The sequence below is a fragment of the Streptomyces violaceus genome (assembly GCF_036014075.1).
Lineage (GTDB): Bacteria > Actinomycetota > Actinomycetes > Streptomycetales > Streptomycetaceae > Streptomyces > Streptomyces violaceus.
This window is the reverse complement of the sequence record NZ_CP107911.1, coordinates 5,355,475-5,376,481: the sequence shown is the minus strand read 5'-3', so window position 1 is coordinate 5,376,481 and position 21,007 is coordinate 5,355,475. Positions and strand designations below refer to the sequence as shown.

Below are 21,007 nucleotides of genomic sequence, written 5' to 3'. Positions count from 1 at the left end.
GTTCGCCGTTCGCGCAGGTCAGCCCTTCGCCCGGTATCGGCGCATCTTCGCCCGCGCCCCGCACACCTGCATCGAGCACCAGCGGCCCCGGCCGGCCGGGCTGCGGTCGTAGTACGCCCAGAGGCAGTCGGCGGCCTCGCAGGCCTTGAGCCGGGTCCAGGTGCCGGCGACCAGGGCCTCGGCGACGGCGGCGGCGATACGGGAGAGCAGGGGACCCTCGTCTGCCGGGGCGAGGGTCGCCGAGCCGTCCCGCCGGTCGACCGCCACCAGCAGCGGCGCCCCGGCCAGCAGTTCGCCCAGCGGGGTCACCTCGCGGTGCGGCGCGTGGCCCGCGTGGGCGAGCAGGACCGCGCGCAGGGACTCACGCAGCGCGCGGGCGTCCGCGACCTCGTCCGGCGTGATCCCCAAGCGGGCCCGGCCCTCCGCCGTGTCCAGCGAGTCGGCACCCGACTCGATGTCCAGCGTGTTCACCAGGGCCTCGACCAGGGCCAGGCCGCCGGGCGCGGGCGATCTCTCCGTCATGGCTGGACCGTACCTCTCGCTTTTCCCTTGCGAGGTTACCGTCAATGGGGGAGCATGCAGTAACGGTTACCGGTTACCTGACTCTGAAGGTAACAGCGACTTCGAGGAGGAAGTCATGGCTCTCGCCAAGCTGGGTGTCGTCGTCCTGGACTGTCCCGACCCGCACGCACTCGCCGCCTTCTACGCCGAGGTGCTCGGCGGCACGCCGGAGGTCGCGACCGACGGGGAGGACGAGTGGGTCGACCTGAAGGTGCCGGGCGGCACACCGCTGGCCTTCCAGGCCGCCCCCGGGTTCGTACCCCCGAAGTGGCCGTCGCCCGACGGCTCGCAGCAGTTCCACCTCGACCTGGACGTGGAGGACCTGGACGCGGCCGAGAAGGGCGTGCTGGCACTCGGCGCGAAGCCCCTGGACACCGAGGACCGGACGCGGACCTTCCGGGTTTACGCCGACCCGGCCGGGCACCCGTTCTGCCTCTGCGCCTGCTGACGCCGGGAGGCCTCATGTCCGCTGTGGCACATTTCCGTTCCGTGGTCGTCGACTGCCCCGACCCGCGCGAGCTGGCCCGCTTCTACGCGCGGGTCGGCGGCGGCACCCCCGAGGACGACGACCCCGACTGGGTGGTGCTGCGCCTCCCCGGCGGGCCCCGGCTCGCCTTCCAGCGCTCGCCCGGGTACACCCCGCCGGAGTGGCCCCGGTCCGACCGCAACGCCCAGCAGTTGCATCTGGACTTCGACGGTGGTGCGACCTGGGAGGAGATCGACGCGGCCGAGGAGCGGGTGCTGGCGCTGGGAGCGCGGGTGCTCGACAAGGAGGACTACGAGAAGAAGGACTTCCGGGTCTACGCGGACCCGGTGGGGCACCCGTTCTGCCTCTGCCGGATCGCGCACGACTGATCCGGCCGGGGCGGCAGAACGGCAGAACAGCGGGGGCGGGAGGGCCGGACGGTTATGCGTCCAGCTCCGAGATCGTCGCCGTCGACGGTGCGCGACGCTGCTGGGCGGCGCGTGCGGTGAAGTCGGCCCCGCGCAGGACGCGCTGGACGTTGCCCCAGGTCAGGAGGGCCACATCGCTCTCCTCCCAGCCGCGCCGCAGCAGCTCCGCGATCAGCCGCGGATAGCAGGAGACGTCGCCGAGTTCCTGCGGATGGGCCGAGCCGGAGTCGTAGGTGCCGGACAGTCCGACGCACTGCGCTCCGGCCACGGCACGGATGTGGTCGAGGTGGTCGGCGACGTCACGGACGGTCGGGCCGGTCTGCTCGGCCGTCAGCGGCACCAGGCACAGCCCCTTGGCGGCGCCCAGCTCCGCCAGCAGGTCGTCGGGGAGGTTGACCGGGTGGGGGCGGACCGCGCGGGCCGCGGAGCGGCTGAACAGCACGGGTGCCCGGGAGAGGCTCAGCACGCGGCGGACGGTCTGCTCGGGGGCGCCGGAGAGGTCCGCGATGACACCGAGCCGGTTCATCTCGCGCACGACCTCCTCGCCGAACCGGGTCAGCCCCGCGTCGCTCGCCCAGGACACACCGGTCAGCGTCAGGGCCCGCAGGCCGAGGAGATGCAGCTGGCGCAGGGTGCCCAGCGAGTCGCCCACGGCCGAGGCGCCGGCGGGGCCGAGGAGTACGGCGACGCGGCCGCAGTTGCGGGCGTCGGCGACCTGCCCGGCGGTACAGGCGGGCCGCAGGCCCTCGTCGCAGGTGCGGACGATGCTCTTCGCCAGGTCGAGCTGCTCCAGGGTGGCGCCGACGGCCCGGTCACCGTCGAGGCCCTCGGGCAGATGCAGCGACCAGAACAGCGCCCCCACATGGCCGCGGCGCAGCCGGGGCACGTCCGTGCCGACGGTGCTCTCGCCGTCCTCGAGGTCGTAGTAGGACAGGCGCTTGAGCGCCCAGGGCAGTCCGTTGTACCCGTCGGCGACGGGGTGGGCGGCGAGGACGGCATGGGCCCGGGTCAGGGGCGCGTCGTCCGGATCGGAGACGGGCTCGTAGGGCTCCGCCGCGACGACACCCTCGTCGGGGTACTGCTCGGTCAGGTCGTCGAACTCTCCGGCTGCGGCGGCCGGGCGCAGGTCGTGCTGGAGATCTGCCATGGCGGCTCCGTACGGTGCTCGTGACGTACGGTCACCGTCGCACGGAGCGAGGGGCCGTTCCTGGTGAGCGGGGCGTTCGGAGTACGGCCGCGGCCTCGGACGGGCGGGCTCTCAGGGCAGCCGGGCCGCGTCGATCACCTCGTCCAGGGTGTCCCGGGAGCGGGCCAGGTCGGCGATCATCCGGTCGATGCGGGCGCGCTCGGCGGTGAGGTTGGCGACCAGGCTGGGGGTGGCGCGGGCCGAGGGGCCGCCATCCGCGTCCCGCATGCACGGCAGCAGCTGGACGATCTTCTCGCTGCACAGTCCCGCCGCGAACAGCTCCTGGATCCGGATGACCCGGTCCACGGCCGCCTCCGGGTATTCCCGGTGTCCCCCGGGCGTCCGCTCGGCGGCGAGCATGCCCTGCTTCTCGTAGTAGCGCAGCGACCGCTCGCTGACGTTGGTACGCCGGGCCAGTTCACCGATCCGCACGTCCACTCCCGCACTTGATTCTGACATGAGTGTCAGGTTCTAGCGTAAGGGCATGACGCAGCACACGACAGCACTCTTCGAACCGGCTCGTCTCCCCGGGCTGGACCTGCCCAACCGTCTGGTGATGGCGCCCCTGACCCGCAACAGGGCCAAGGCCGACGGCACCCCGACCCCGCTCATGGCCACGTACTACGCCCAGCGTGCCTCGGCCGGGCTGATCATCGCCGAGGCCTCGACACCGAACCCGGTCGGGCAGACGTATCCGAACATCACCGCCGTCCACAGCCCGGCGCACGTGGCCGGCTGGCGGCAGGTCACGGACGCCGTACGGGACGCGGGCGGGCGGATGTTCCTGCAGCTCCAGCACGGCGGCCGGGTCGGCCACCCGGCGACCAGCGGGCTGACGCCCGTCGCGCCCTCGCCCGTCGCGCTCCCCGAGACGATCTTCACGCCGGAGGGCCACCGGCCGGCCGTGGTGCCCAGGGAGATGACCGCCGAGGACATCCGCACCACCGTCGCCGACTTCGCGAAGGCCGCCCGGAACGCGATCGACGCCGGGTTCGAGGGGGTGGAGGTGCACTCCGCCAACGGCCACCTCCTGCACCAGTTCCTGGCCGCGAACACCAACCTGCGCACCGACGGCTACGGCGGACCGGTCACCGCCCGGATCCGGTTCACGGCCGAGGTGACCGAGGCCGTGGCCGCCGAGATCGGCGCCGGGCGCGTGGGACTCAGGGTCTCCCCCGGCAACACCGTCAACGGCATCGCGGAGGGCGAGACCGAGCAGCTCTACCCGGCGCTCGCCGAGCGGCTCGGCGGACTGGGGCTCGCCTATCTGCACCTCGGGTACGCCGACCCCGAGACCCCGGTGTACCGGAAGGTGCGCGCCGCATGGCCCGGGGTGATCATCGCCAACCCGGTGCTGAAGGAGATCACCACCGAGGGTGTCCGCCGGGCGTCGGAGGCGCTGCTGGCGGCCGGGGCGGACCTGATCGCCCTCGGCCGGCCCTTCCTCGCCAATCCCGACCTGGTGACACGGCTGCGGCTCGGGGCGTCCCTGAACGAGGTGCGCGACCGCTACTTCATGTACGTGGGCGGGGCGGCCGGCTACACCGACTACCCCGCCCTCGACGCTCAGCCGTCGAGCGACTCGATCGTGGCGTTGGACGCCGGCCGGGTCGCCTGAAGGCCACGGGCCACGTCCTCGGCCGCGCCCAGCACCCGTACCGCGTTCTTCCAGGTCAGCTTGGCCAGGTCGGCCTTCGACCAACCCCGGTCGAGCAGTTCCGCGAGGAGGTTCGGGTAGCCGGAGACGTCGTCCAGGCCGTCGGGGGTGAAGGCCGTGCCGTCGTAGTCGCCGCCGATGCCGAGGTGGTCGATGCCGGCGACCTCGCGCATGTGGTCCAGGTGGTCGGCGACCGTCGCCACCGTCGCGACCGGGCGCGGCCGGCGCTCCTCGAAGGCGCGGTGGACCTTCATGGCCTCCGCGGTGGTGTCGAGGTGGTGGAAGCCGTGGGCGCGCATGTTCTCGTCGGCCGCGGCCGTCCAGTCCACGGCCGCCTGGAGCACGAACTTCGGCACGAACGTCACCATCGCGACACCGCCGTTGGCGGGCAGCCGCTCCAGGACGTCGTCCGGGATGTTGCGCGGGTGGTCGCAGACGGCCCGCGCGGAGGAGTGCGAGAAGACCACCGGGGCGGTGCTCGTGTCGAGCGCGTCCCGCATGGTCGTCGCCGCCACGTGGGAGAGGTCGACGAGCATGCCGACGCGGTTCATCTCCCGCACGACCTCCCGGCCGAACGCGGTGAGGCCGCCGGCCCGCGGTGCGTCGGTCGCGGAGTCCGCCCAGTCCACGTTGTCGTTGTGGGTGAGGGTCAGGTACCGCACGCCGAGGCCGTACAGACCGCGCAGGGTGCCCAGGGAGTTGGCGATGGAGTGGCCGCCCTCCGCCCCCATGAGGGAGGCGATACGGCCCTCCCCGCGCGCGGCCTCCATGTCGGCGGCCGTCAGCGCGGGCCGGAGGTCTTCCGGGTGCCGGGCCAGCAACTGCCGTACGCAGTCGATCTGTTCGAGGGTGGCCGCGACCGGGTCCGGCGAGTCCGTGCGGACGTACACCGACCAGTACTGCGCACCGACCCCGCCCTGGCGCAGCCGCGGGATGTCGGTGTGCAGGTGGGCGCTCTGGTCGGCGGCGACATCGCGGGTGTCGAGGTCGTAGCGGACCTGTTCGCGCAGCGCCCAGGGCAGGTCGTTGTGGCCGTCGGCGACCGGGAACTCGCGCAGGAGCTCCCGGGCTGACTCCAGGGAGGTCATCGCCGTCACTTCCCCGCGCCGAAGCCGAACCCGCCCGAGCCCTCGACCTTGGAGCGCAGGCGCTTGCCCTTCTCGGTGGCCTGGTCGTTCAGCTCCTGCTGGAAGTCGCGCATCCGGCCGCGCAGTTCCTCGTCGTGCGCGGCGAGGATGCGGGCGGCCAGCAGACCGGCGTTGCGGGCACCGGCGACGGAGACCGTCGCGACCGGGACACCGGCCGGCATCTGCACGATCGACAGCAGGCTGTCCATGCCGTCGAGGTACTTCAGCGGCACGGGCACGCCGATGACCGGCAGCGGGGTGACCGAGGCGAGCATGCCGGGCAGATGGGCGGCGCCGCCGGCCCCGGCGATGATCACCTTGAGCCCGCGGCCGTCGGCCTGCTCGCCGTACGCGACCATCTCGCGCGGCATGCGGTGGGCCGACACGACGTCCACCTCGTAGGGGATCTCGAACTCGTCGAGGGCCTTCGCGGCGGCCTCCATGACGGGCCAGTCGGAGTCCGACCCCATGACGATGCCAACAACAGGGCTCATTCGGTGATGGTGCCTCTCAGGTAGCCGGCTGCGTGACGGGCGCGCTCCAGCACGTCGTCCAGGTCGTCGCCGTAGGTGTTGACGTGTCCGACCTTGCGGCCGGGCTTCACGTCCTTGCCGTACATGTGGATCTTCAGCTGGGGGTCGCGGGCCATGCAGTGCAGGTACGCGGAGTACATGTCCGGGTAGTCGCCGCCGAGGACGTTGACCATGACCGTCCACTCGGCGCGCGGGCGGGGGTCGCCGAGGGGCAGGTCCAGGACCGCCCGGACGTGGTTGGCGAACTGGCTGGTGACCGCGCCGTCCATCGACCAGTGGCCGGAGTTGTGCGGGCGCATCGCCAGCTCGTTGACGAGGATGCGACCGTCTCGGGTCTGGAACAGCTCGACGGCGAGGTGCCCGACGACGTCGAGCTCCTTGGCGATGTTCAGGGCCATCTCCGAGGCCCGGACCGCGAGGCCCTCGTCGAGGTCGGGGGCCGGGGCGATGACCGTGTCGCAGACGCCGTTCACCTGGCGGGACTCCACGACCGGGTAGGCGACGGCCTGGCCGTGCGGGGAGCGTACGACGTTGGCGGCGAGCTCGCGCAGGAAGTCGACCTTCTCCTCGGCGAGCACGGGGACACCGGCCTTGAACGGGTCGGCGGCCTCCTCGACGGAGTCGACGACCCACACGCCCTTGCCGTCGTAGCCGCCGCGGACGGTCTTGAGGACGACGGGGAATCCCTCGCCCTCGGCGGCGAAGGCCGCCACGTCCTGCGGATCGGAGACGATCCTGTGCCTGGGGCAGGGCACGCCGATCGCGTCGAGCTTCGCGCGCATCACGCCCTTGTCCTGGGCGTGGACGAGCGCCTCGGGTCCGGGGCGCACGGGGATGCCGTCCGCCTCCAGGGCTCTGAGGTGCTCGGTGGGTACATGTTCGTGATCGAAGGTGATCACATCGCACCCGCGGGCGAACTCGCGCAGCGTGTCGAGGTCGCGATAGTCGCCGATGACGACATCGCTCACGACCTGCGCAGCCGAGTCCTGCGGGGTGTCACTGAGAAGCTTGAACCTGATGCCCAGCGGGATGCCCGCCTCGTGTGTCATACGAGCGAGCTGGCCACCGCCGACCATGCCGACTACCGGAAACGTCACTCCCTCAGGGTATCGGCCGCGCCAAGGTGGCCGGTTTCCTGCCCCTCCCCGGCCCGGCCCGGACCATCTCCGGCCGTCCACCGGTGTCCGCAGGAAGATCGCGCGGGAGGGTGGTTAGCATGGCTGGGTTGACGCCAACTGAGGGACGGGGGCCTGGACGGCCATGGGACATGGTGCCTCGCGGCTCAGACGACTCGTTCGCGAAGTCGCCAAATTCGGCGCGGTGGGCGGAGCCGGGGTGCTGGTCAACCTCCTCGTGTTCAACCTGGTGCGGCATGTCACCGACCTCCAGGTGGTGCGCGCGAGCGTCATCGCGACCGTCGTCGCGATCGTCTTCAACTACGTCGGCTTCCGCTACTTCACGTACCGCGACCGCGACAAGAGCCGCCGCACGCGGGAGATGACCCTGTTCCTGCTGTTCAGCGCGGTGGGCCTGGTCATCGAGAACGGCGTGCTGTACGCGGCGACCTACGGCTTCGACTGGAACACCCCGGTCCAGAACAACATCTTCAAGTTCGTCGGCATCGGCATCGCCACGCTCTTCCGCTTCTGGTCGTACCGCACCTGGGTCTTCCGCGCGCTCCCGGCCCGGACGACGGCGCCGGACAGCGGATCGACGGTTGAGCAGGAACGGAACAAGCAGCGGGTGCCGTAGCCGCACGAGCCTGCGAAGGGGGTCGGACAGGCCCTAGCGAACCATCGGCTCGTCCTCGTCCGTCGTCGACGTCTGGGCGGCGGTGCGGGACAGGAACAGGCCGAACACCGGGGGCTTGGTCTGGAGCATTTCCAGGCGGCCGCCGTCCGCTTCCGCCAGGTCGCGGGCGACGGCCAGGCCGATGCCCGTGGAGTTCCGGCCGCTGATCGCCCGCTCGAAGATGCGTGCGCCCAGGTCGGCGGGGACGCCGGGGCCCTCGTCCGTGACCTCGATGACCGCCTGGTTGCCGGTGACGCGGGTACGCAGGGCCACCGTGCCGCCCCCGTGCATCAGCGAGTTCTCGATCAGCGCGGCCAGCACCTGCGCGACCGCGCCGGGCGTACCGACCGCCTCGAGGTGCCGCTTGCCGGAGCTGACGATCGCCCGGCCCGCGCTGCGGTACGCGGGCCGCCACTCGGCGAGCTGCTGCTGGATGACCTCGTCGAGGTCGAAGGTGACGGCGGAGCCGGTGCGCGGATCGCGGGAGTTGGTCAGCAGCCGCTCGACGACGTCCGTCAGCCGCTCGACCTGCGTGAGCGCGATCGTCGCCTCGTCCTTCACCGTGTCCGGGTCGTCGGTGAGGGTGATCTCCTCCAGCCGCATGGACAGGGCCGTGAGCGGTGTCCGCAGCTGGTGGGAGGCGTCCGCGGCCAGGCGGCGTTCGGCGGTGAGCATGCGCGCGATGCGCTCGGCGGAGCCGTCCAGCACGTCCGCCACCCGGTCCAGCTCGGGCACGCCGTACCGCTTGTGCCGCGGGCGGGGATCGCCCGAGCCGAGCCGCTCGGCCGTCTCCGCGAGGTCGGTCAGCGGCGACGCCAGCCGGTTCGCCTGGCGGACCGCCAGCAGCACCGCGGCCACCACCGCCAGCAGCGCGACCAGCGCGATGATCAGCAGCGTGCGGCCGACCTCGCGGGTCACCGAGGAGCGCGGCTCCTCGACGGTGACCGTCTCGCCCTCCTCGCCGGGCGCGGTCGCGCTGATGACGTCACCGGTCGGCTTGGTGCCGACCTCGATGGGCGCTTCCCCGGGGAGCCGGATCACCGCGTAGTAACGGTTCTGTGTGACCTGCTCGCGCAGCACCTCGGCGTCGACCTGCTGCTCGCCGAAGAGCCGGCTGTCGACGATGCTGGCGAGGCGGACCGCCTCGGACTCCACCCGTTCCTGGGCGCTGTTGCTGATCGTCCGGGTCTCGACGATGACGAGCGAGACACCGAAGACGGCGATCACGACCAGCACCACGGCGAGCGTGGACTGGATCAGTCGGCGGCGCATGTCCTGTTACCCGTGCCTGCCTGCCCCGTGGCTCAGCTCTTCTCGAAACGGAAGCCCACACCGCGCACGGTGGCGATGTAGCGGGGGTTGGCCGCGTCGTCGCCGAGCTTCTTGCGCAGCCAGGAGATGTGCATGTCGAGGGTCTTGGTCGACGACCACCAGGTCGTGTCCCAGACCTCGCGCATCAGCTGGTCGCGGGTGACGACCCGGCCCGCGTCGCGCACCAGCACCCGCAGCAGGTCGAACTCCTTGGCGGTGAGCTGGAGCTCCTCCTCGCCCATCCAGGCGCGGTGCGACTCGACGTCGATGCGCACGCCGTGCGTGGCGGGCGGCTGCTGCGGTTCGGCGGCACCGCGCCGCAGCAGGGCCCGGACGCGGGCGAGCAGCTCGGCGAGCCGGAAGGGCTTGGTGACGTAGTCGTCGGCGCCCGCGTCGAGGCCGACGACGGTGTCCACCTCGTCGGCGCGCGCGGTCAGGATGAGAATCGGAATGGTGTGGCCCTCGCCACGCAGGCGCCGGGCCACCTCGAGACCGTCCATGCCGGGCAGACCCAGGTCGAGCACGACCAGGTCGACGCTGCCCTGCAGTCCTGCGTCGAGAGCGGTGGGGCCGTCCTCACGCACCTCGACCTCGTAGCCCTCCCGGCGCAGAGCGCGGGCCAGCGGCTCCGAGATGGACGCGTCGTCCTCGGCGAGCAGTACACGGGTCATGAGGTGATGGTAGACCTGCGAGGCTGTGAGCTGGGGTGTGACCGGAAGCGTTGATTCTTACCGTTGGCATACCCACTTCTTACGTTCCCGGGGAACGCGGACGAACCTCTGTCTATGGGGTGCGATCCTGGTAAGGACCTTGGAAACAGGGCTCACGGTTCCCCTGGAGCCTGTGATCCTCCTCTCAAGTCCTTCCATATGCCGCCGTGTCCTGCCGTATGGTGAATCAACGTCTGTAGCCCTAGGCGACCTTCTGAGGCGCTCTGCCTCGAAGGTTTCTTTTGTGTGGCCGGGCCTCCTCGTGCGGGGACGCGCGAGAGGCGTGGATCCCGGTGGCGACCGCCCACCGCTCCGTGCCCCGGAGCGGACCCCCGTAGGCGTCGGGCGGACGGCCGTACGCACCGGTGCCGGCAGCCCCCACCGGGCGCACCACCGCTGTCGCGGGGCGCGTCCCGACCAGCAAGGAACGACCATGGCGTCCAGCCTGACGAAGGACTCGGCCCCCCCGAGCACCCCCGGCTCCGAGAAGACCTTCTTCGGCCACCCCCGCGGGCTGGCCACTCTCTTCATGACCGAGATGTGGGAAAGGTTCTCCTACTACGGCATGAGGGCCCTGCTCCCGCTGTACCTGGTGGCCCCGGGTGGCCTGCACCTGCCCGCGGGCACGGCGACGGCGATCTACGCCGTGTACCTGTCGCTGGTGTACCTGCTCACCCTGCCCGGCGGCTGGTTCGCCGACCGCGTGCTCGGTCCCCGCAAGACGGTCGCCGTCGCGGGCCTGGTCATCATGCTCGGCCACCTGTGCCTCGCGCTGCCCGCCGCCGCGAGCTTCTACGCCGGCCTGGGCCTCGTCGCCATCGGTTCCGGTCTGCTGAAGGCCAACATCTCCACGATGGTCGGCCACCTCTACGACGGCCCGGAGGACCCGCGCCGGGACGGTGGCTTCACGGTCTTCTACATCGGCATCAACCTCGGTGCCTTCATCGCTCCGCTGGTGATCGGCACCGTCGGTGAGAACATCGACTGGCATCTGGGCTTCGCCCTGGCCGCACTCGGCATGGCACTGGGCCTCGTACAGTTCCTGCTCGGCGGACGCCACCTGAGCGCGCGGAGCCGTGAGGTCCCGACCCCGCTGTCGCCCGCCGAGAAGGCGTCCACCCTGCGCAAGGGCCTGATCTGGCTGGCCATCGCCGTGGTCTTCTACGGCCTCGTCGGCGGCACCGGCCACTTCACCCTGAACTGGGCGCTGATCCCGCTCACGCTCCTCGGGCTGATCGTGCCGATCCTGGTCATCTCCCGCATCATGCGGGACAAGGACCTGGACACCGCCGAGCGGTCGAAGGTGTCGGCGTACATCTGGTTCTTCGTCGCCGCCGCCGTCTTCTGGATGATCTACGACCAGGGTGGCTCGACCCTGTCGCTCTTCGCCGAGAAGAGCGCCGACAACAGCATCCTCGGCTGGGAGTTCCCGGTCTCCTGGTACCAGTCGGTCAACCCGGTCATGATCATGGCTCTGGCGCCCGTCTTCGCCTGGCTGTGGCTGTGGCTGAACCGGCGCGGCAAGGAGCCGAGCACCATCGTGAAGTTCGCCTCCGGTCTGGTGCTGGTGGGTGTGTCCTTCTTCGTCTTCCTCGCCCCGCTGTCGATCGCGGAGGGCGGTCACAAGGCCGCGGCGATGTGGCTGGTCGCGATCTACTTCGCGCAGACCGTCGGTGAGCTGACGCTGTCGCCGGTGGGTCTGTCCGTGACGACGAAGATGGCGCCGGCGAAGTACGCCTCCCAGATGATGGGCGTCTGGTTCCTCGCGGTCACCGCGGGCGACTCCGTCACCGCGCTGCTGTCCAACCCGGCCCTCGGCGGGATCAACCTCGACCGGATGGGCTTCGTGGCGCTGGAGGCGGCGCTCGCCGTGGTCGCCGGTTTCGCGGTCTACATGTTCCGCAAGAAGGTCAAGGGGCTCATGGGCGACGTCCGCTGACCCGCCCCGCCGGGCCATGACGAAGGGCCGCCGCACCCCGCGGGTGCGGCGGCCCTTTCGCGTGCGCGAGGGCGTCCGCGCTCGTCAGGCCTTCGTCGTCGGGTCTTTCCCGGGTGACGCCGAGGACCGGTCCAGGTCGTCCGGACCGGCGTCGGGGGTGACCCAGGGCAGGGGGGCCGGTGCCGTGGCAGGGGTGTGCGGGCCTGTGTCCGTCCCGGCCCTCCTTTTCGTCATCCGCGGCAGAGCGGGCAGCCCCGTACGACGGGCCGGGCGGGCCGCGTGGCCGGGATGGCGAGGCCGTACGTGGTCCACCACGGCCAGTCCGCCGCGGAACAAGGCCGCCGGTACGACCAGGAGGACCAGGACCCAGAACAGGGTCACGCCCCAGGGGCGGCCCACGCCCCAGGGGTGTTCGGCGAGGACCTTGCCGCCGTACTTCAGGGACACCGTGTAGTCGCCGTGCGCCCCGGCCGCGAGCTCCACGGGCAGCTCGATACGGGCCTCGCCGCCGGGCCGGATCGTGCCGCGCCACCGCTGGTCCTGCCACTGCGGGGCGAACACGCCGTGCGCGGTGCCGACCTGGAAGACGGGGTTCTTCACGGGGGACGTGCCGACGTTGCCGACGGTGACCTCGAGGGTCCGGGCGGGCGGGGAGCCGAACCAGGTCAGCAGTCCGTCGGAGCCGCGCAGCCGGGTGTCCGCGAGCAGGGAGAGCCGCCCGCCGGACCGTTCCGCGGGCAGCGGCTCGACCGTGTGCCCGGCGACCTGGAGGGCCGCGTCGGCCTCGGCACCGGCCCCGGTCACCGTCTCCACGTGCACCACGCAGGGGCACGGCACCGGTGGCTCGACGACGGGCAGTGCGCGGCGGAAGCGTCCTTCGGCGTCGGTGGTGACGGCCCGGCCGTCGGCGTTGGCGCAGGAGTTGGTGCCGCCGGTCACGCCCCGGTCCGGCTCGGCCTGTCCGCAGACCAGCAGCGTCAGCAGGGCACGCGCCCGCCAACCGCTCCCGGTGACGGTGACCGAACCACCCGCCCCGGCCTGCGTACTGGACAACTCGACACGGGGCCCGTCCACCGCCCCGACGGGCCCGGCCCCCGCCAGAACCAGCAGAAACACCAGCAGAACCGACAGCGACAGGTACGGAAGACGTGCGACGCACGACATCGGCGGCTCCAGCGGTCGTCCGGACGGACACACACCCTCGACGGCCCGAGCAGCCGACTGCACCAGACGACCGGGGCGGGCGTACGGCGTCGGCTCCGGCGGGCGTTCGGGCGGGCACACACCATCGGCGGCCCGAGCAACCGGCTCCAGCGGGCGTACGGGGCCTGCGCGCACCGGCTCCAGCAGACGCCCGGACATCCGCACGGCATCCACGACCCGAGCCGTCAGCTCCACCAGACGACCGGGGCAGACAGCCGGCGTCGCCTCCAACAGACCCCCGGACGGGCCCACGGCACCGGCAGCCCGAGCAGCCGACTGCACCAGACGACCGGGGCGGGCGTACGGCGTCGGCTCCGGCGGGCGTTCGGGCGGGCACACACCATCGGCGGCCCGAGCAACCGGCTCCAGCGGGCGTTCGGGTGGGCGCACGGACCCACGCTCAGCGGCACACGGCCGCGCCCGCGTCAACGGCCGCAGCCGGCCGGGCCGCCGGTGGGCGGCATCGGGTTCGGCAGGCGCGCCGGGCGGGCGGGCGGCGTCGGCTCCAGCGGTCGTCCGGAGCATGCTCAGTGGCGGGCGCGTGTGCTCTGATGACGTCGTGTCAGCCACAGGGCACCCGCCGCGCCGGCGAGCAGGACTGTCCCGCCGAGGGTGCCGAGGGCTATGGCCGAGTCCTCGGGCCCGGTCTGCGGAAGCCCGGCGCCGGTGTCAGAGCCGGACCCGGAGCCGCCGCCCTGGGCGGAGCCGGTGCCGCCGCCGCTCGCCGCCTTGACGTCGAGGGTCAGGGACGGGCCCGGGTCGTTCGTCGGGGTGCATGTGGTCGTCGTACCGAGCGCCTTGATGGTGAGCACGCCGGCCGTGAAGGTGACCTCGCCGCTCTTCTTCGGCAGGTACGTCCCGCTCAGGTCGTTGATCTTGATCGGGGTGTTGGCCGGAAGGGCGGCGTCGTTGGCGGGGCCGGTCACCGTCAGGGTGCCGTTGTCGGCGCCGCCCAGGGCGATCGTGGCGCTCGGGGTCATCGCGCCCTTGCCCAGTTCGACCGGGCTGGAGGAGACGCCCTTCTGCCAGGACATGGTGATCTTGTAGCCGTCGCCGTCCTCGACGCCCTTGATGTCGATGGGCGAGACGGCGCTCTTGTCGCCGATCGGCGTCTTGCACTGGTAGTTGACGTCGACGACCTCGGCCCGGGCCACGGGGGCGGCCATCAACACCGCCGAGCCGGCCAGGGCCGCGGCGGACGCGAGCGCGGCGGTTCGATTCCGGTACGACACGGTGCCACTCCCCTTCCTGTTTCCTGACGGCGCATCAGATCGGGCCGTCAAGGTACGCCCGGGGCCTTGAGGAAGGAAGACACAGTGCACCCCGGATCTGTGGCGATCCGGAGCGCGGTGAGTGACGTATGAGGGGAGGTGCGGCGGAGAATCCGTGGGTGGGGGGACCCGGTCAGGCAGGTGCGCCCAGTTCCGCCCACACCGTCTTGCCGGCGACTCCCGGCGTGCGCACGACACCCCAGTCCAGGCACAGCCGCTGGACGATGAACATGCCGTGGCCGCCCGGACGCCCCGCCCGGTGCGGATTACGGGGCGCCGGCTGCCCGGTGCCCCGGTCGGCGACCTCGAGTCGGATCACCTTGTTGTCGCAGGTGATCCACAACTGGTCCGGCCCCTCGGCGTGCAGACAGGCGTTGGTGACCAGCTCGGAGACGACGAGCAGCACATCCTCGGCGGCGGCCCGCTGGTCGGCGGAGGCGGCCGGCAGCCAGCCCCACGCGTACAGCGCCTGACGGGTGAAGTCGCGGGCGAGCGGGACGACGCCGCTCTCCCCGCCGAAGCTCAGCCGGCGCACCTGCCGGCCCCCCGGCGGCGCCGCGGCTCCGGACGGCGCGCCCACGCCCTCGCCGGACGCAGTGGCCGCCGGTACGCCACCCTCGGACGCCCCGGAAGCGCCGCTGGGCTCCGGCCCGCGGTCGCCCGGCGGGTAAGGCCGGGTGGTGCTCATCAGCGCTTCACCTCACCGATTCACCAGTTCACGATTCAAAAGATTCTGTACACAGTCAGTCACGCAGTGCGCGGCATATCGATTTCGCGGCACCCCCGCCACCCCGGCAGCCAACAGGTTCAGGATGTCTCCTGCCCTGGCGGCCCGTCGGAACACCCCCGGATTCGGCACGAAAGGCGTGACGGAGATAGGACGTCGGTCACAGAGGGAAGGCCGAGGCTCGGCGCGCCGACGCACCACCGCTCAGCTCGACTCGTCGGCCAGGGCCGCCTCGAGCGTGTCGTGGACGGTGAAGACCGCGTCCGCGCCCGTGATCTCGAATACACGCGCCACCACCGGCTGCATCCCGGCGAGGGTCACGCCGCCACCGGCGGCCTCCGCCTTCAGCCGTGCGCCGAGGAGCACATTGAGCCCCGTGGAGTCGCAGAACTCCAGGCGCGCGCAGTCGATGACCAGGCGCTTGAATCCCTTGGCGAGGCAGTCGTCGAGTGGCTCACGCAACAAATCGGCGGTGTGGTGATCCAACTCACCCGCCGGGGTCACGACGGCACTAGAGCCCTCTTCCCGCACCTCCACCAGAAGCCGGCCAGACTGTGCGCTGCCGACCGTCCCGCGGTCCATGCCGTCTCTCTCTCCTGACGTCGAGGCTGCTTGCTGACGACCTCGAACACTACGCCTTCCTGACACGCTTCGACACCCGAACAACTACACACAAACGGACATATGCCCACAGAACGCACTTGCGGTGGGCTCGGGAAAGCGGGTAGGCCTAGTAAGGACACGTACCCGACACACGGCCGGCTATGGAGGCGCCGCACACCGCAGTGCACGTAATGGCTCCGGCAGCCTTATGCCGAGAACGATGGAGGACATCATGTCACCCCGGCTCGACGCATCGCGTACCCAGAAAGCGACGTCGACACCCCCTCCGGAACATCTGGATCCCATCGAGCAGGACGAGACGCTCGTCACACAGGACGACCTTCTCGCCGGACTTCCGGACATCCCCCCGTACGAGCAGGTCGACGCGGTCGACGCACGGGCTCTGTCCAAGACCCTCTTCGAGCGCCTCGAAGCGCTGGAGGAAGGCACGCACGAGTACTCGTACGTCCGCAACACGCTTGTCGAGCTGAACCTCGCGCTGGTCAAGTTCGCCGCTTCCCGGTTCCGCTCCCGCAGCGAGCCGATGGAGGACATCATCCAGGTCGGCACCATCGGCCTGATCAAGGCGATCGACCGGTTCGAACTCTCCCGGGGTGTCGAGTTCCCCACGTTCGCGATGCCGACCATCGTCGGCGAGATCAAGCGCTTCTTCCGCGACACCTCGTGGTCCGTGCGCGTTCCGCGGCGGCTCCAGGAGCTCCGGCTCGACCTGGCCAAGGCCGGTGACGAGCTGGCGCAGAAGCTGGACCGCGCCCCGACGGTGACGGAACTGGCCGAGCGCCTGGGCCTGTCCAAGGACGAGGTCGTCGAGGGCATGGCCGCCTCGAACGCGTACACCGCCTCCTCGCTGGACGCCCAGCCGGAGGAGGACGACTCCGAGGGCGCGCTCGCGGACCGCATCGGCTACGAGGACCACGGACTCGAGGGCATCGAGTACGTCGAGTCGCTGAAGCCGCTGATCGCCGAACTCCCGCCGCGCGACCGGAAGATCCTGTCCCTGCGCTTCGTCGCGGGTCTGACGCAGTCCGAGATCGGCGAGGAACTGGGCATCTCGCAGATGCACGTGTCGCGACTGCTGTCGCGGACGCTGGTACGGCTGCGCAAGGGCCTGACCGTCGAGGAGTGATCCTCATGTGATCCCTGCCGGGTGACGTGTCCTTCGGGGGCGGACCGAACGGTCCGCCCCCGGACGCGTGCCATCCCCTTCTCAGGCTTCGGAGATGACGATGAGGACGAGCGTCGGCACAAGCATGGCGAGGACGCTCAGCGCCCAGTAACGGGCGGGCGGCAGAGTCGTGCCGCGCCGCAGCGGACGGTTGGCCAGCCACCAGAGCAGACCGAACGCGAGGACGACCGGCCCCGCTACGACGAACCACGGGAGGGCGCCGTCGTCCTCCGTCGGCTCCCGCTCGGTCAGGCCGCGTGCGGCCAGCGGCCAGTTCGACGCCAGGTACCAGAGCAGCCAGACCGGCACCACCGCCGGGATTCCGAGCAGCAGGTTCACCAGGAGCGGTGCCGACCAGTGCTTTGTCATCCGTACCGCTCCTCCGTTGACGCGGGTCGTCAGAGCACCCTTTCGCCCCGCCGCCAGACTCCGGTGACCAGGGGGACGCCGGGGCGGTAGGCCAGGTGGACGTGGCTGGGGGCGTCGAGGAGCGTCAGGTCGGCGTACGCGCCCGGGGTGATACGGCCGATGTCGGTGCGCCGCAGGGCCGCCGCGCCGCCCGCAGTGGCCGACCAGACGGCCTCGTCCGGGGTCATGCCCATGTCCCGTACGGCGAGCGCGACGCAGAACGGGACGGAGGACGTGAAGGACGAGCCCGGGTTGCAGTCGGTGGACAGGGCCACGGTGACGCCCGCGTCGAGGAGGCGGCGGGCGTCCGGCCACTCGGCCCGCGTGGAGAACTCGGCGCCGGGCAGCAGGGTGGCGACCGTACGGCTGTTCGCCAGGGCGTCCACGTCCGCGTCGGTCAGGTGGGTGCAGTGGTCGGCGCTGGCCGCTTCGAGCTCGACGGCGAGCTGCACGCCCGGGCCGTACGAGAGCTGGTTGGCGTGGATACGGGGGTGCAGGCCACGTTCCTTGCCGGCGGTGAGGATCGCGCGGGCCTGGTCGCCGTCGAAGGCGCCCTTCTCGCAGAAGACGTCGATCCAGCGGGCGTACGGGGCGCAGGCGTCGAGCATCTCGCCGGTGACCAGGGCGACGTAGCCGGCCGGGTCCTCGGCGAACTCGGGGGCGACGATGTGGGCGCCGAGATAGGTGACCTCGTCGGTGTGGGCGGCGGCGACGCGCAGGGACCGGGCCTCGTCCTCGGCGGTCAGGCCGTAGCCGGACTTGGTCTCGAAGGTCGTGGTGCCCTGGTGCAGCGCCTCGCGGAGGTAACGGGTGAGATTGGCCTCGAGTTCCGCGTCGCTCGCGGCGCGGGTGGCGGCGACGGTCGTGCGGATGCCGCCCGCGCTGTACGGCCGCCCCGACATACGGGCGTTGAACTCCCGCGTCCGGTCGCCCGCGAAGACGAGGTGGGAGTGGGAGTCGACGAAGCCGGGGATGACCGCCCTGCCACCTGCGTCGACCCGATTGTCAGTGGCGGGTGCTTTGCTTTGATCACCGGTCCACACGACGCGGTCGCCTTCGATGACGACGGCCGCGTCCTGGACCAGTCCGAGGGGGGAATCTCCCCCACTCTCGAATTTGCTCGAGCGGGGGGACCCCCATCCGAGGGAGGGGTCGTTGGTGACCAGGCTGGCGATGTTCGTGATGAGCGTGCTTGCGGTGCTCGCGGAGTGGGCGGGGCTGACGGTCGTCGCGTTGCTCATGGCGTCCTTGGTGGCCTGGTCGGCGGTGGGGTCGGGTTCGGGGACGGAGGCGGGCCGCGCGGGCGGGCGGCCCGGGGTCATCCGCGCAGGGCTTCGACGGCGTCCGCGAGGGCTTTCGGCACATCCGGTACGAGGGAGTGGACCCCGTCCCGTACGACGTGCCGGCCTCCCACGACCGTATGCGACACGTCCGCTGCCGACGCGGCGAATACGGCCGTCTCGGCCCCGAACCGCGGAAGCGGCCCTGCCGTCCTGACCGAGTCGAGCGCGATGGTGGTGAAGTCGGCGAGCGCGCCGCTCTCCAGGACGCCCGCGTCCGCCCAGCCGAGGGCCGCGTGCCCGTCGGCCGAGGCCGCCCGCAGCAGGGCCGCGGCGGTCCAGTGACCTCGGGTGCGGGTGCGCAGGCGCTCGTTGAGCTCCATAGCGCGCGCCTCTTCGAGCAGGTCGATCACCGCGTGGCTGTCGGAGCCGAGGGAGAGCGGGGAGCCCTCGTTCTGCAGGGCGGCCGCGGGCCCGATGCCGTCGGCCAGGTCCCGCTCGGTGGTGGGGCACATGCAGGTGCCGGTGCCGCTGCCGCCGATGAGGGAGACGTCCTCGGCGGTGAGGTGGGTGTTGTGAACGCCGGTCGTGCGCGGCCCGAGGACGCCGTGCAGGGCGAGCAGCTGCGTCGGAGTGCACCCGTGGATCTCCAGGCAGGCCTCGTTCTCGGCGGTCTGCTCCGACAGGTGCACGTGCAGCGGGGCCCGCCGCTCCTCGGCCCACCTCGCGACGGTCGCCAGCTGGTCGGCGGGCACGGCCCGTACGGAGTGGATCGCCGCTCCGATCCGCGCGTGATCCCGTTCCTTGAGAACTGAACAGCGTTCGGCCCAGGCGTCCGCCGTCCCGTCGGAGAAGCGGAGCTGCTGGGCGGAGGGCGGCTGTCCGAAGCCGGAGGAGAGATAGGCGGTGTCGAGGAGGGTGATGCGGATCCCGGCTTCGGCGGCGGCCGCGATCAGGGCCTCGCCCATCGCGTTGGGGTCGGCGTAGGGGACGCCGCCGGGGGCGTGGTGGACGTAGTGGAACTCGCCGACCGCCGTGATGCCGGCCAGGGCCATCTCGGCGTACACGGCGCGGGCCAGGGCGTGGTAGGTGTCCGGGGTGAGCCGGGCGGCCGTGGCGTACATGACCTCGCGCCAGGTCCAGAAGGTTCCGGAGCCGACCTGGACGGTGCCGCGCAGGGCCCGGTGGAAGGCGTGGCTGTGAGCGTTGGCCAGCCCGGGGAGGGTGAGGCCGCGCAGGACCTCGGCGCCGGGGGGCGGGGTGGGGACCTCGGTCCGGACGGCGGTGACGCGGCCGTCGTGGACGTCGAGGGCGACGCCCGGCTCGACGTGGGTGCCGAGCCAGGCGTGTTCCAGCCAGTACGTACGGGGCTGCTGGGTGGGCGTCACGTGCAGGCCAGTCCTTCCAGTACGTCGGCGAGGGCGAGTACCCCGGCCACGCAGTCGTCCTCGGTCGCGGACTCGGCCGGGGAGTGGGAGACGCCGGTGGGGTTGCGCACGAACAGCATGGCGGTCGGGATGCTCCCGGACAGGATTCCTGCGTCGTGTCCGGCGCCGGTGCCGAGGACGGGGACGGTGAGGCCGGTGTCCTTGCCGAGGATGCGGGCGAGTTCGTCGCGCAGGGCGTGGTCGAACTCCACGACGGGGGTGAACGACTCGCGGACGACGGCCAGCTCGACGCCGTGGGCGGCGGCGTACTCCCCGGCCGCCTTCTCCACGCCGGCGACCACGGCGTCCAGGCTGTCCTGGTCGGCGGCGCGCGAGTCGAGCCAGCCACGCACGAGGGAGGGGATGGCGTTGACGCCGTTCGGCTCGACGACGATCTTGCCGAACGTGGCGACGGCGCCGGCGAGTTCGGCCTCACGGCGGGCGGCGAGGACGGTCTCGGCGTAGGACAGCATGGGGTCGCGCCGGTCGGTGAGCCGGGTGGTACCCGCGTGGTTGGCCTCGCCCCGGAAGTCGAACCGCCACCGGCCGTGCGGCCAGATCGCGCTGGCGATGCCGACCCGGTCGCCGGACAGGTCCAGGGCCCGGCCCTGCTCGACGTGGAGTTCGACGAAGGCGCCGATACGGGCGAGCCGTTCGGGGTCGGGCCCGATGGCGTCGGGGTCGTATCCGGCGGTCTCCATGGCGCGCGGCAGCGTCACGCCCTCGCCGTCGGTGAGCCGGTGCGCCTGCTCGCGGGTGAGCTGTCCGGCGGTGAGCCGGGATCCGACGCAGGCGAGCCCGAACCGGGCGCCCTCCTCGTCACCGAAGTTCACGATGCCGAGGGGGCGGGTGAACCGCGCGTCGCGGCCGCGCAGTTCGTCCAGCGCGGCGAAGGCGGACACCACGCCGAGGGGCCCGTCGAAGGCCCCGCCGTCCGGCACGGAGTCGAGATGCGACCCGGTGACGACGGCGTCCCCGGCGGCGGGGTCGCCGAGCCAGGCCCACTGGTTGCCGTTCCGGTCGGTCTCACAGGTGAGGCCGCGCGCCCGGGCCTGCTCCTGGAACCAGGCCCGGCAGTCACCGTCGACACCGCTCCAGGCGAAGCGCCGGTAGCCGCCGGAGGCGGGATGGCGGCCGAGGGGGAGCAGCTCGCGCCACATCCGGTGGAAGGAGCTGCCGGTGCCGGTGGGGTC

At 71.7% G+C, this 21,007-nt stretch carries 22 protein-coding genes; 6 read left to right on the top strand and 16 right to left on the bottom strand.

The genetic code is table 11. The annotated features are described in order from the left end of the window. Nucleotides 1-18: 18 nt before the first annotated feature. Nucleotides 19-522: a CGNR zinc finger domain-containing protein gene (locus OG542_RS24390; RefSeq protein ID WP_328413668.1), complete on the bottom strand. Its 504-nt coding sequence runs from the start codon at nucleotides 520-522 to the stop codon at nucleotides 19-21. A 115-nt stretch (nucleotides 523-637) separates the two neighbouring features. Here OG542_RS24390 and OG542_RS24385 point away from each other — a divergent pair, with 115 nt between their 5' ends. Both OG542_RS24385 and OG542_RS24380 read left to right on the top strand, forming a co-directional pair. Next, nucleotides 638-1,009, top strand: a complete 372-nt coding sequence (locus tag OG542_RS24385) for a VOC family protein (protein WP_311126055.1) — start codon at nucleotides 638-640, stop codon at nucleotides 1,007-1,009. Nucleotides 1,010-1,023: 14 nt separating this feature from the next. Then, complete coding sequence (locus OG542_RS24380; protein WP_328413667.1) at nucleotides 1,024-1,416, top strand: VOC family protein; 393 nt, start codon at nucleotides 1,024-1,026, stop codon at nucleotides 1,414-1,416. A 52-nt stretch (nucleotides 1,417-1,468) separates the two neighbouring features. On the opposite strand, the gene OG542_RS24375 is transcribed toward OG542_RS24380, so the two are convergent. Beyond that, complete coding sequence (locus tag OG542_RS24375) at nucleotides 1,469-2,602, bottom strand: dipeptidase (RefSeq protein ID WP_328413666.1); 1,134 nt, start codon at nucleotides 2,600-2,602, stop codon at nucleotides 1,469-1,471. Nucleotides 2,603-2,713: 111 nt separating this feature from the next. Beyond that, a complete protein-coding gene (locus OG542_RS24370) occupies nucleotides 2,714-3,073 on the bottom strand; it encodes a MerR family transcriptional regulator (protein ID WP_328418083.1) in 360 nt (119 codons plus the stop codon). A 52-nt stretch (nucleotides 3,074-3,125) separates the two neighbouring features. On the opposite strand from OG542_RS24370, the gene OG542_RS24365 reads away from it, so the two are divergent. Next, nucleotides 3,126-4,259, top strand: a complete 1,134-nt coding sequence (locus OG542_RS24365; RefSeq protein ID WP_328413665.1) for an alkene reductase — start codon at nucleotides 3,126-3,128, stop codon at nucleotides 4,257-4,259. On the opposite strand, the gene OG542_RS24360 is transcribed toward OG542_RS24365, so the two are convergent. The 3 genes from OG542_RS24360 to OG542_RS24350 are packed head-to-tail and all read right to left on the bottom strand — an operon-like array spanning nucleotide 4,208 to nucleotide 7,055. After that, nucleotides 4,208-5,386, bottom strand: a complete 1,179-nt coding sequence (locus tag OG542_RS24360; protein WP_328413664.1) for a dipeptidase — start codon at nucleotides 5,384-5,386, stop codon at nucleotides 4,208-4,210. The two genes, OG542_RS24365 and OG542_RS24360, sit on opposite strands and share 52 nt — an antisense overlap. Before the next feature lie 5 nt (nucleotides 5,387-5,391). Continuing rightward, nucleotides 5,392-5,919: a 5-(carboxyamino)imidazole ribonucleotide mutase gene (gene purE / locus OG542_RS24355; protein ID WP_184598238.1), complete on the bottom strand. Its 528-nt coding sequence runs from the start codon at nucleotides 5,917-5,919 to the stop codon at nucleotides 5,392-5,394. Continuing rightward, nucleotides 5,916-7,055 (bottom strand): 5-(carboxyamino)imidazole ribonucleotide synthase, encoded by a 1,140-nt coding sequence (locus OG542_RS24350; protein WP_328413663.1) that lies wholly within the window; start codon nucleotides 7,053-7,055, stop codon nucleotides 5,916-5,918. The genes purE and OG542_RS24350 overlap by 4 nt, the downstream gene beginning before the upstream one ends. A 163-nt stretch (nucleotides 7,056-7,218) precedes the next feature. Between OG542_RS24350 and OG542_RS24345 the strand changes: the two genes are divergently transcribed. Next, a complete protein-coding gene (locus tag OG542_RS24345) occupies nucleotides 7,219-7,710 on the top strand; it encodes a GtrA family protein (RefSeq protein ID WP_328413662.1) in 492 nt (163 codons plus the stop codon). A 33-nt stretch (nucleotides 7,711-7,743) separates the two neighbouring features. On the opposite strand, the gene OG542_RS24340 is transcribed toward OG542_RS24345, so the two are convergent. Together OG542_RS24340 and OG542_RS24335 are read right to left on the bottom strand one after the other, a co-directional pair. Beyond that, complete coding sequence (locus tag OG542_RS24340; protein WP_311126061.1) at nucleotides 7,744-9,021, bottom strand: ATP-binding protein; 1,278 nt, start codon at nucleotides 9,019-9,021, stop codon at nucleotides 7,744-7,746. Nucleotides 9,022-9,053: 32 nt separating this feature from the next. After that, nucleotides 9,054-9,731, bottom strand: a complete 678-nt coding sequence (locus OG542_RS24335; RefSeq protein ID WP_184598234.1) for a response regulator transcription factor — start codon at nucleotides 9,729-9,731, stop codon at nucleotides 9,054-9,056. 472 nt (nucleotides 9,732-10,203) lie between these two features. On the opposite strand from OG542_RS24335, the gene OG542_RS24330 reads away from it, so the two are divergent. Then, nucleotides 10,204-11,709 carry a peptide MFS transporter gene (locus OG542_RS24330; protein ID WP_328413661.1) on the top strand — a complete coding sequence of 502 codons (1,506 nt, stop codon included), beginning with the start codon at nucleotides 10,204-10,206 and terminating at the stop codon, nucleotides 11,707-11,709. An 84-nt stretch (nucleotides 11,710-11,793) separates the two neighbouring features. Here OG542_RS24330 and OG542_RS24325 read toward each other — a convergent pair whose 3' ends face one another. From OG542_RS24325 to OG542_RS24310, 4 genes are all read right to left on the bottom strand, one after another. Beyond that, on the bottom strand, nucleotides 11,794-12,873 hold the full coding sequence (locus tag OG542_RS24325; protein WP_328418081.1) for a hypothetical protein: 1,080 nt from the start codon (nucleotides 12,871-12,873) through the stop codon (nucleotides 11,794-11,796). Nucleotides 12,874-13,439: 566 nt separating this feature from the next. Beyond that, nucleotides 13,440-14,144, bottom strand: coding sequence for an LPXTG cell wall anchor domain-containing protein (locus tag OG542_RS24320; protein ID WP_193480044.1), 705 nt, complete (start codon nucleotides 14,142-14,144; stop codon nucleotides 13,440-13,442). A 172-nt stretch (nucleotides 14,145-14,316) separates the two neighbouring features. Continuing rightward, nucleotides 14,317-14,871, bottom strand: a complete 555-nt coding sequence (locus OG542_RS24315) for an ATP-binding protein (RefSeq protein ID WP_311126064.1) — start codon at nucleotides 14,869-14,871, stop codon at nucleotides 14,317-14,319. 243 nt (nucleotides 14,872-15,114) lie between these two features. Next, nucleotides 15,115-15,492: an STAS domain-containing protein gene (locus OG542_RS24310; RefSeq protein ID WP_311126065.1), complete on the bottom strand. Its 378-nt coding sequence runs from the start codon at nucleotides 15,490-15,492 to the stop codon at nucleotides 15,115-15,117. Nucleotides 15,493-15,733: 241 nt separating this feature from the next. Between OG542_RS24310 and OG542_RS24305 the strand changes: the two genes are divergently transcribed. Then, complete coding sequence (locus tag OG542_RS24305; protein ID WP_193480042.1) at nucleotides 15,734-16,660, top strand: RNA polymerase sigma factor SigF; 927 nt, start codon at nucleotides 15,734-15,736, stop codon at nucleotides 16,658-16,660. Nucleotides 16,661-16,741: 81 nt separating this feature from the next. On the opposite strand, the gene OG542_RS24300 is transcribed toward OG542_RS24305, so the two are convergent. The 4 genes from OG542_RS24300 to OG542_RS24285 are packed head-to-tail and all read right to left on the bottom strand — an operon-like array spanning nucleotide 16,742 to nucleotide 20,974. Then, a complete protein-coding gene (locus OG542_RS24300; RefSeq protein WP_328413660.1) occupies nucleotides 16,742-17,068 on the bottom strand; it encodes a hypothetical protein in 327 nt (108 codons plus the stop codon). A gap of 29 nt (nucleotides 17,069-17,097) precedes the next feature. Beyond that, on the bottom strand, nucleotides 17,098-18,429 hold the full coding sequence (gene hutI, locus OG542_RS24295) for an imidazolonepropionase (RefSeq protein ID WP_328413659.1): 1,332 nt from the start codon (nucleotides 18,427-18,429) through the stop codon (nucleotides 17,098-17,100). After that, nucleotides 18,426-19,775, bottom strand: a complete 1,350-nt coding sequence (locus OG542_RS24290) for a formimidoylglutamate deiminase (RefSeq protein WP_328413658.1) — start codon at nucleotides 19,773-19,775, stop codon at nucleotides 18,426-18,428. The genes hutI and OG542_RS24290 overlap by 4 nt, the downstream gene beginning before the upstream one ends. Next, a complete protein-coding gene (locus OG542_RS24285; protein ID WP_328418079.1) occupies nucleotides 19,772-20,974 on the bottom strand; it encodes an allantoate amidohydrolase in 1,203 nt (400 codons plus the stop codon). The genes OG542_RS24290 and OG542_RS24285 overlap by 4 nt, the downstream gene beginning before the upstream one ends. Nucleotides 20,975-21,007 lie beyond the last annotated feature (33 nt).

Excerpts from the sequence above, each read along its gene's own strand:
- OG542_RS24380 (WP_328413667.1), top strand. The coding sequence starts at position 1,024 with ATGTCCGCTGTGGCACATTTCCGTTCCGTGGTCGTCGACTGCCCCGAC.
- OG542_RS24310 (WP_311126065.1), bottom strand. The coding sequence starts at position 15,492 with ATGGACCGCGGGACGGTCGGCAGCGCACAGTCTGGCCGGCTTCTGGTG.
- hutI (WP_328413659.1), bottom strand. The coding sequence starts at position 18,429 with ATGACCCCGGGCCGCCCGCCCGCGCGGCCCGCCTCCGTCCCCGAACCC.
- OG542_RS24365 (WP_328413665.1), top strand. The coding sequence starts at position 3,126 with ATGACGCAGCACACGACAGCACTCTTCGAACCGGCTCGTCTCCCCGGG.
- purE (WP_184598238.1), bottom strand. The coding sequence starts at position 5,919 with ATGAGCCCTGTTGTTGGCATCGTCATGGGGTCGGACTCCGACTGGCCC.
- OG542_RS24330 (WP_328413661.1), top strand. The coding sequence starts at position 10,204 with ATGGCGTCCAGCCTGACGAAGGACTCGGCCCCCCCGAGCACCCCCGGC.
- OG542_RS24390 (WP_328413668.1), bottom strand. The coding sequence starts at position 522 with ATGACGGAGAGATCGCCCGCGCCCGGCGGCCTGGCCCTGGTCGAGGCC.
- OG542_RS24305 (WP_193480042.1), top strand. The coding sequence starts at position 15,734 with ATGGAGGACATCATGTCACCCCGGCTCGACGCATCGCGTACCCAGAAA.
- OG542_RS24285 (WP_328418079.1), bottom strand. The coding sequence starts at position 20,974 with ATGTGGCGCGAGCTGCTCCCCCTCGGCCGCCATCCCGCCTCCGGCGGC.
- OG542_RS24345 (WP_328413662.1), top strand. The coding sequence starts at position 7,219 with ATGGGACATGGTGCCTCGCGGCTCAGACGACTCGTTCGCGAAGTCGCC.
- OG542_RS24360 (WP_328413664.1), bottom strand. The coding sequence starts at position 5,386 with ATGACCTCCCTGGAGTCAGCCCGGGAGCTCCTGCGCGAGTTCCCGGTC.
- OG542_RS24375 (WP_328413666.1), bottom strand. The coding sequence starts at position 2,602 with ATGGCAGATCTCCAGCACGACCTGCGCCCGGCCGCCGCAGCCGGAGAG.
- OG542_RS24335 (WP_184598234.1), bottom strand. The coding sequence starts at position 9,731 with ATGACCCGTGTACTGCTCGCCGAGGACGACGCGTCCATCTCGGAGCCG.
- OG542_RS24325 (WP_328418081.1), bottom strand. The coding sequence starts at position 12,873 with ATGTCGTGCGTCGCACGTCTTCCGTACCTGTCGCTGTCGGTTCTGCTG.
- OG542_RS24300 (WP_328413660.1), bottom strand. The coding sequence starts at position 17,068 with ATGACAAAGCACTGGTCGGCACCGCTCCTGGTGAACCTGCTGCTCGGA.
- OG542_RS24315 (WP_311126064.1), bottom strand. The coding sequence starts at position 14,871 with ATGAGCACCACCCGGCCTTACCCGCCGGGCGACCGCGGGCCGGAGCCC.
- OG542_RS24385 (WP_311126055.1), top strand. The coding sequence starts at position 638 with ATGGCTCTCGCCAAGCTGGGTGTCGTCGTCCTGGACTGTCCCGACCCG.
- OG542_RS24340 (WP_311126061.1), bottom strand. The coding sequence starts at position 9,021 with ATGCGCCGCCGACTGATCCAGTCCACGCTCGCCGTGGTGCTGGTCGTG.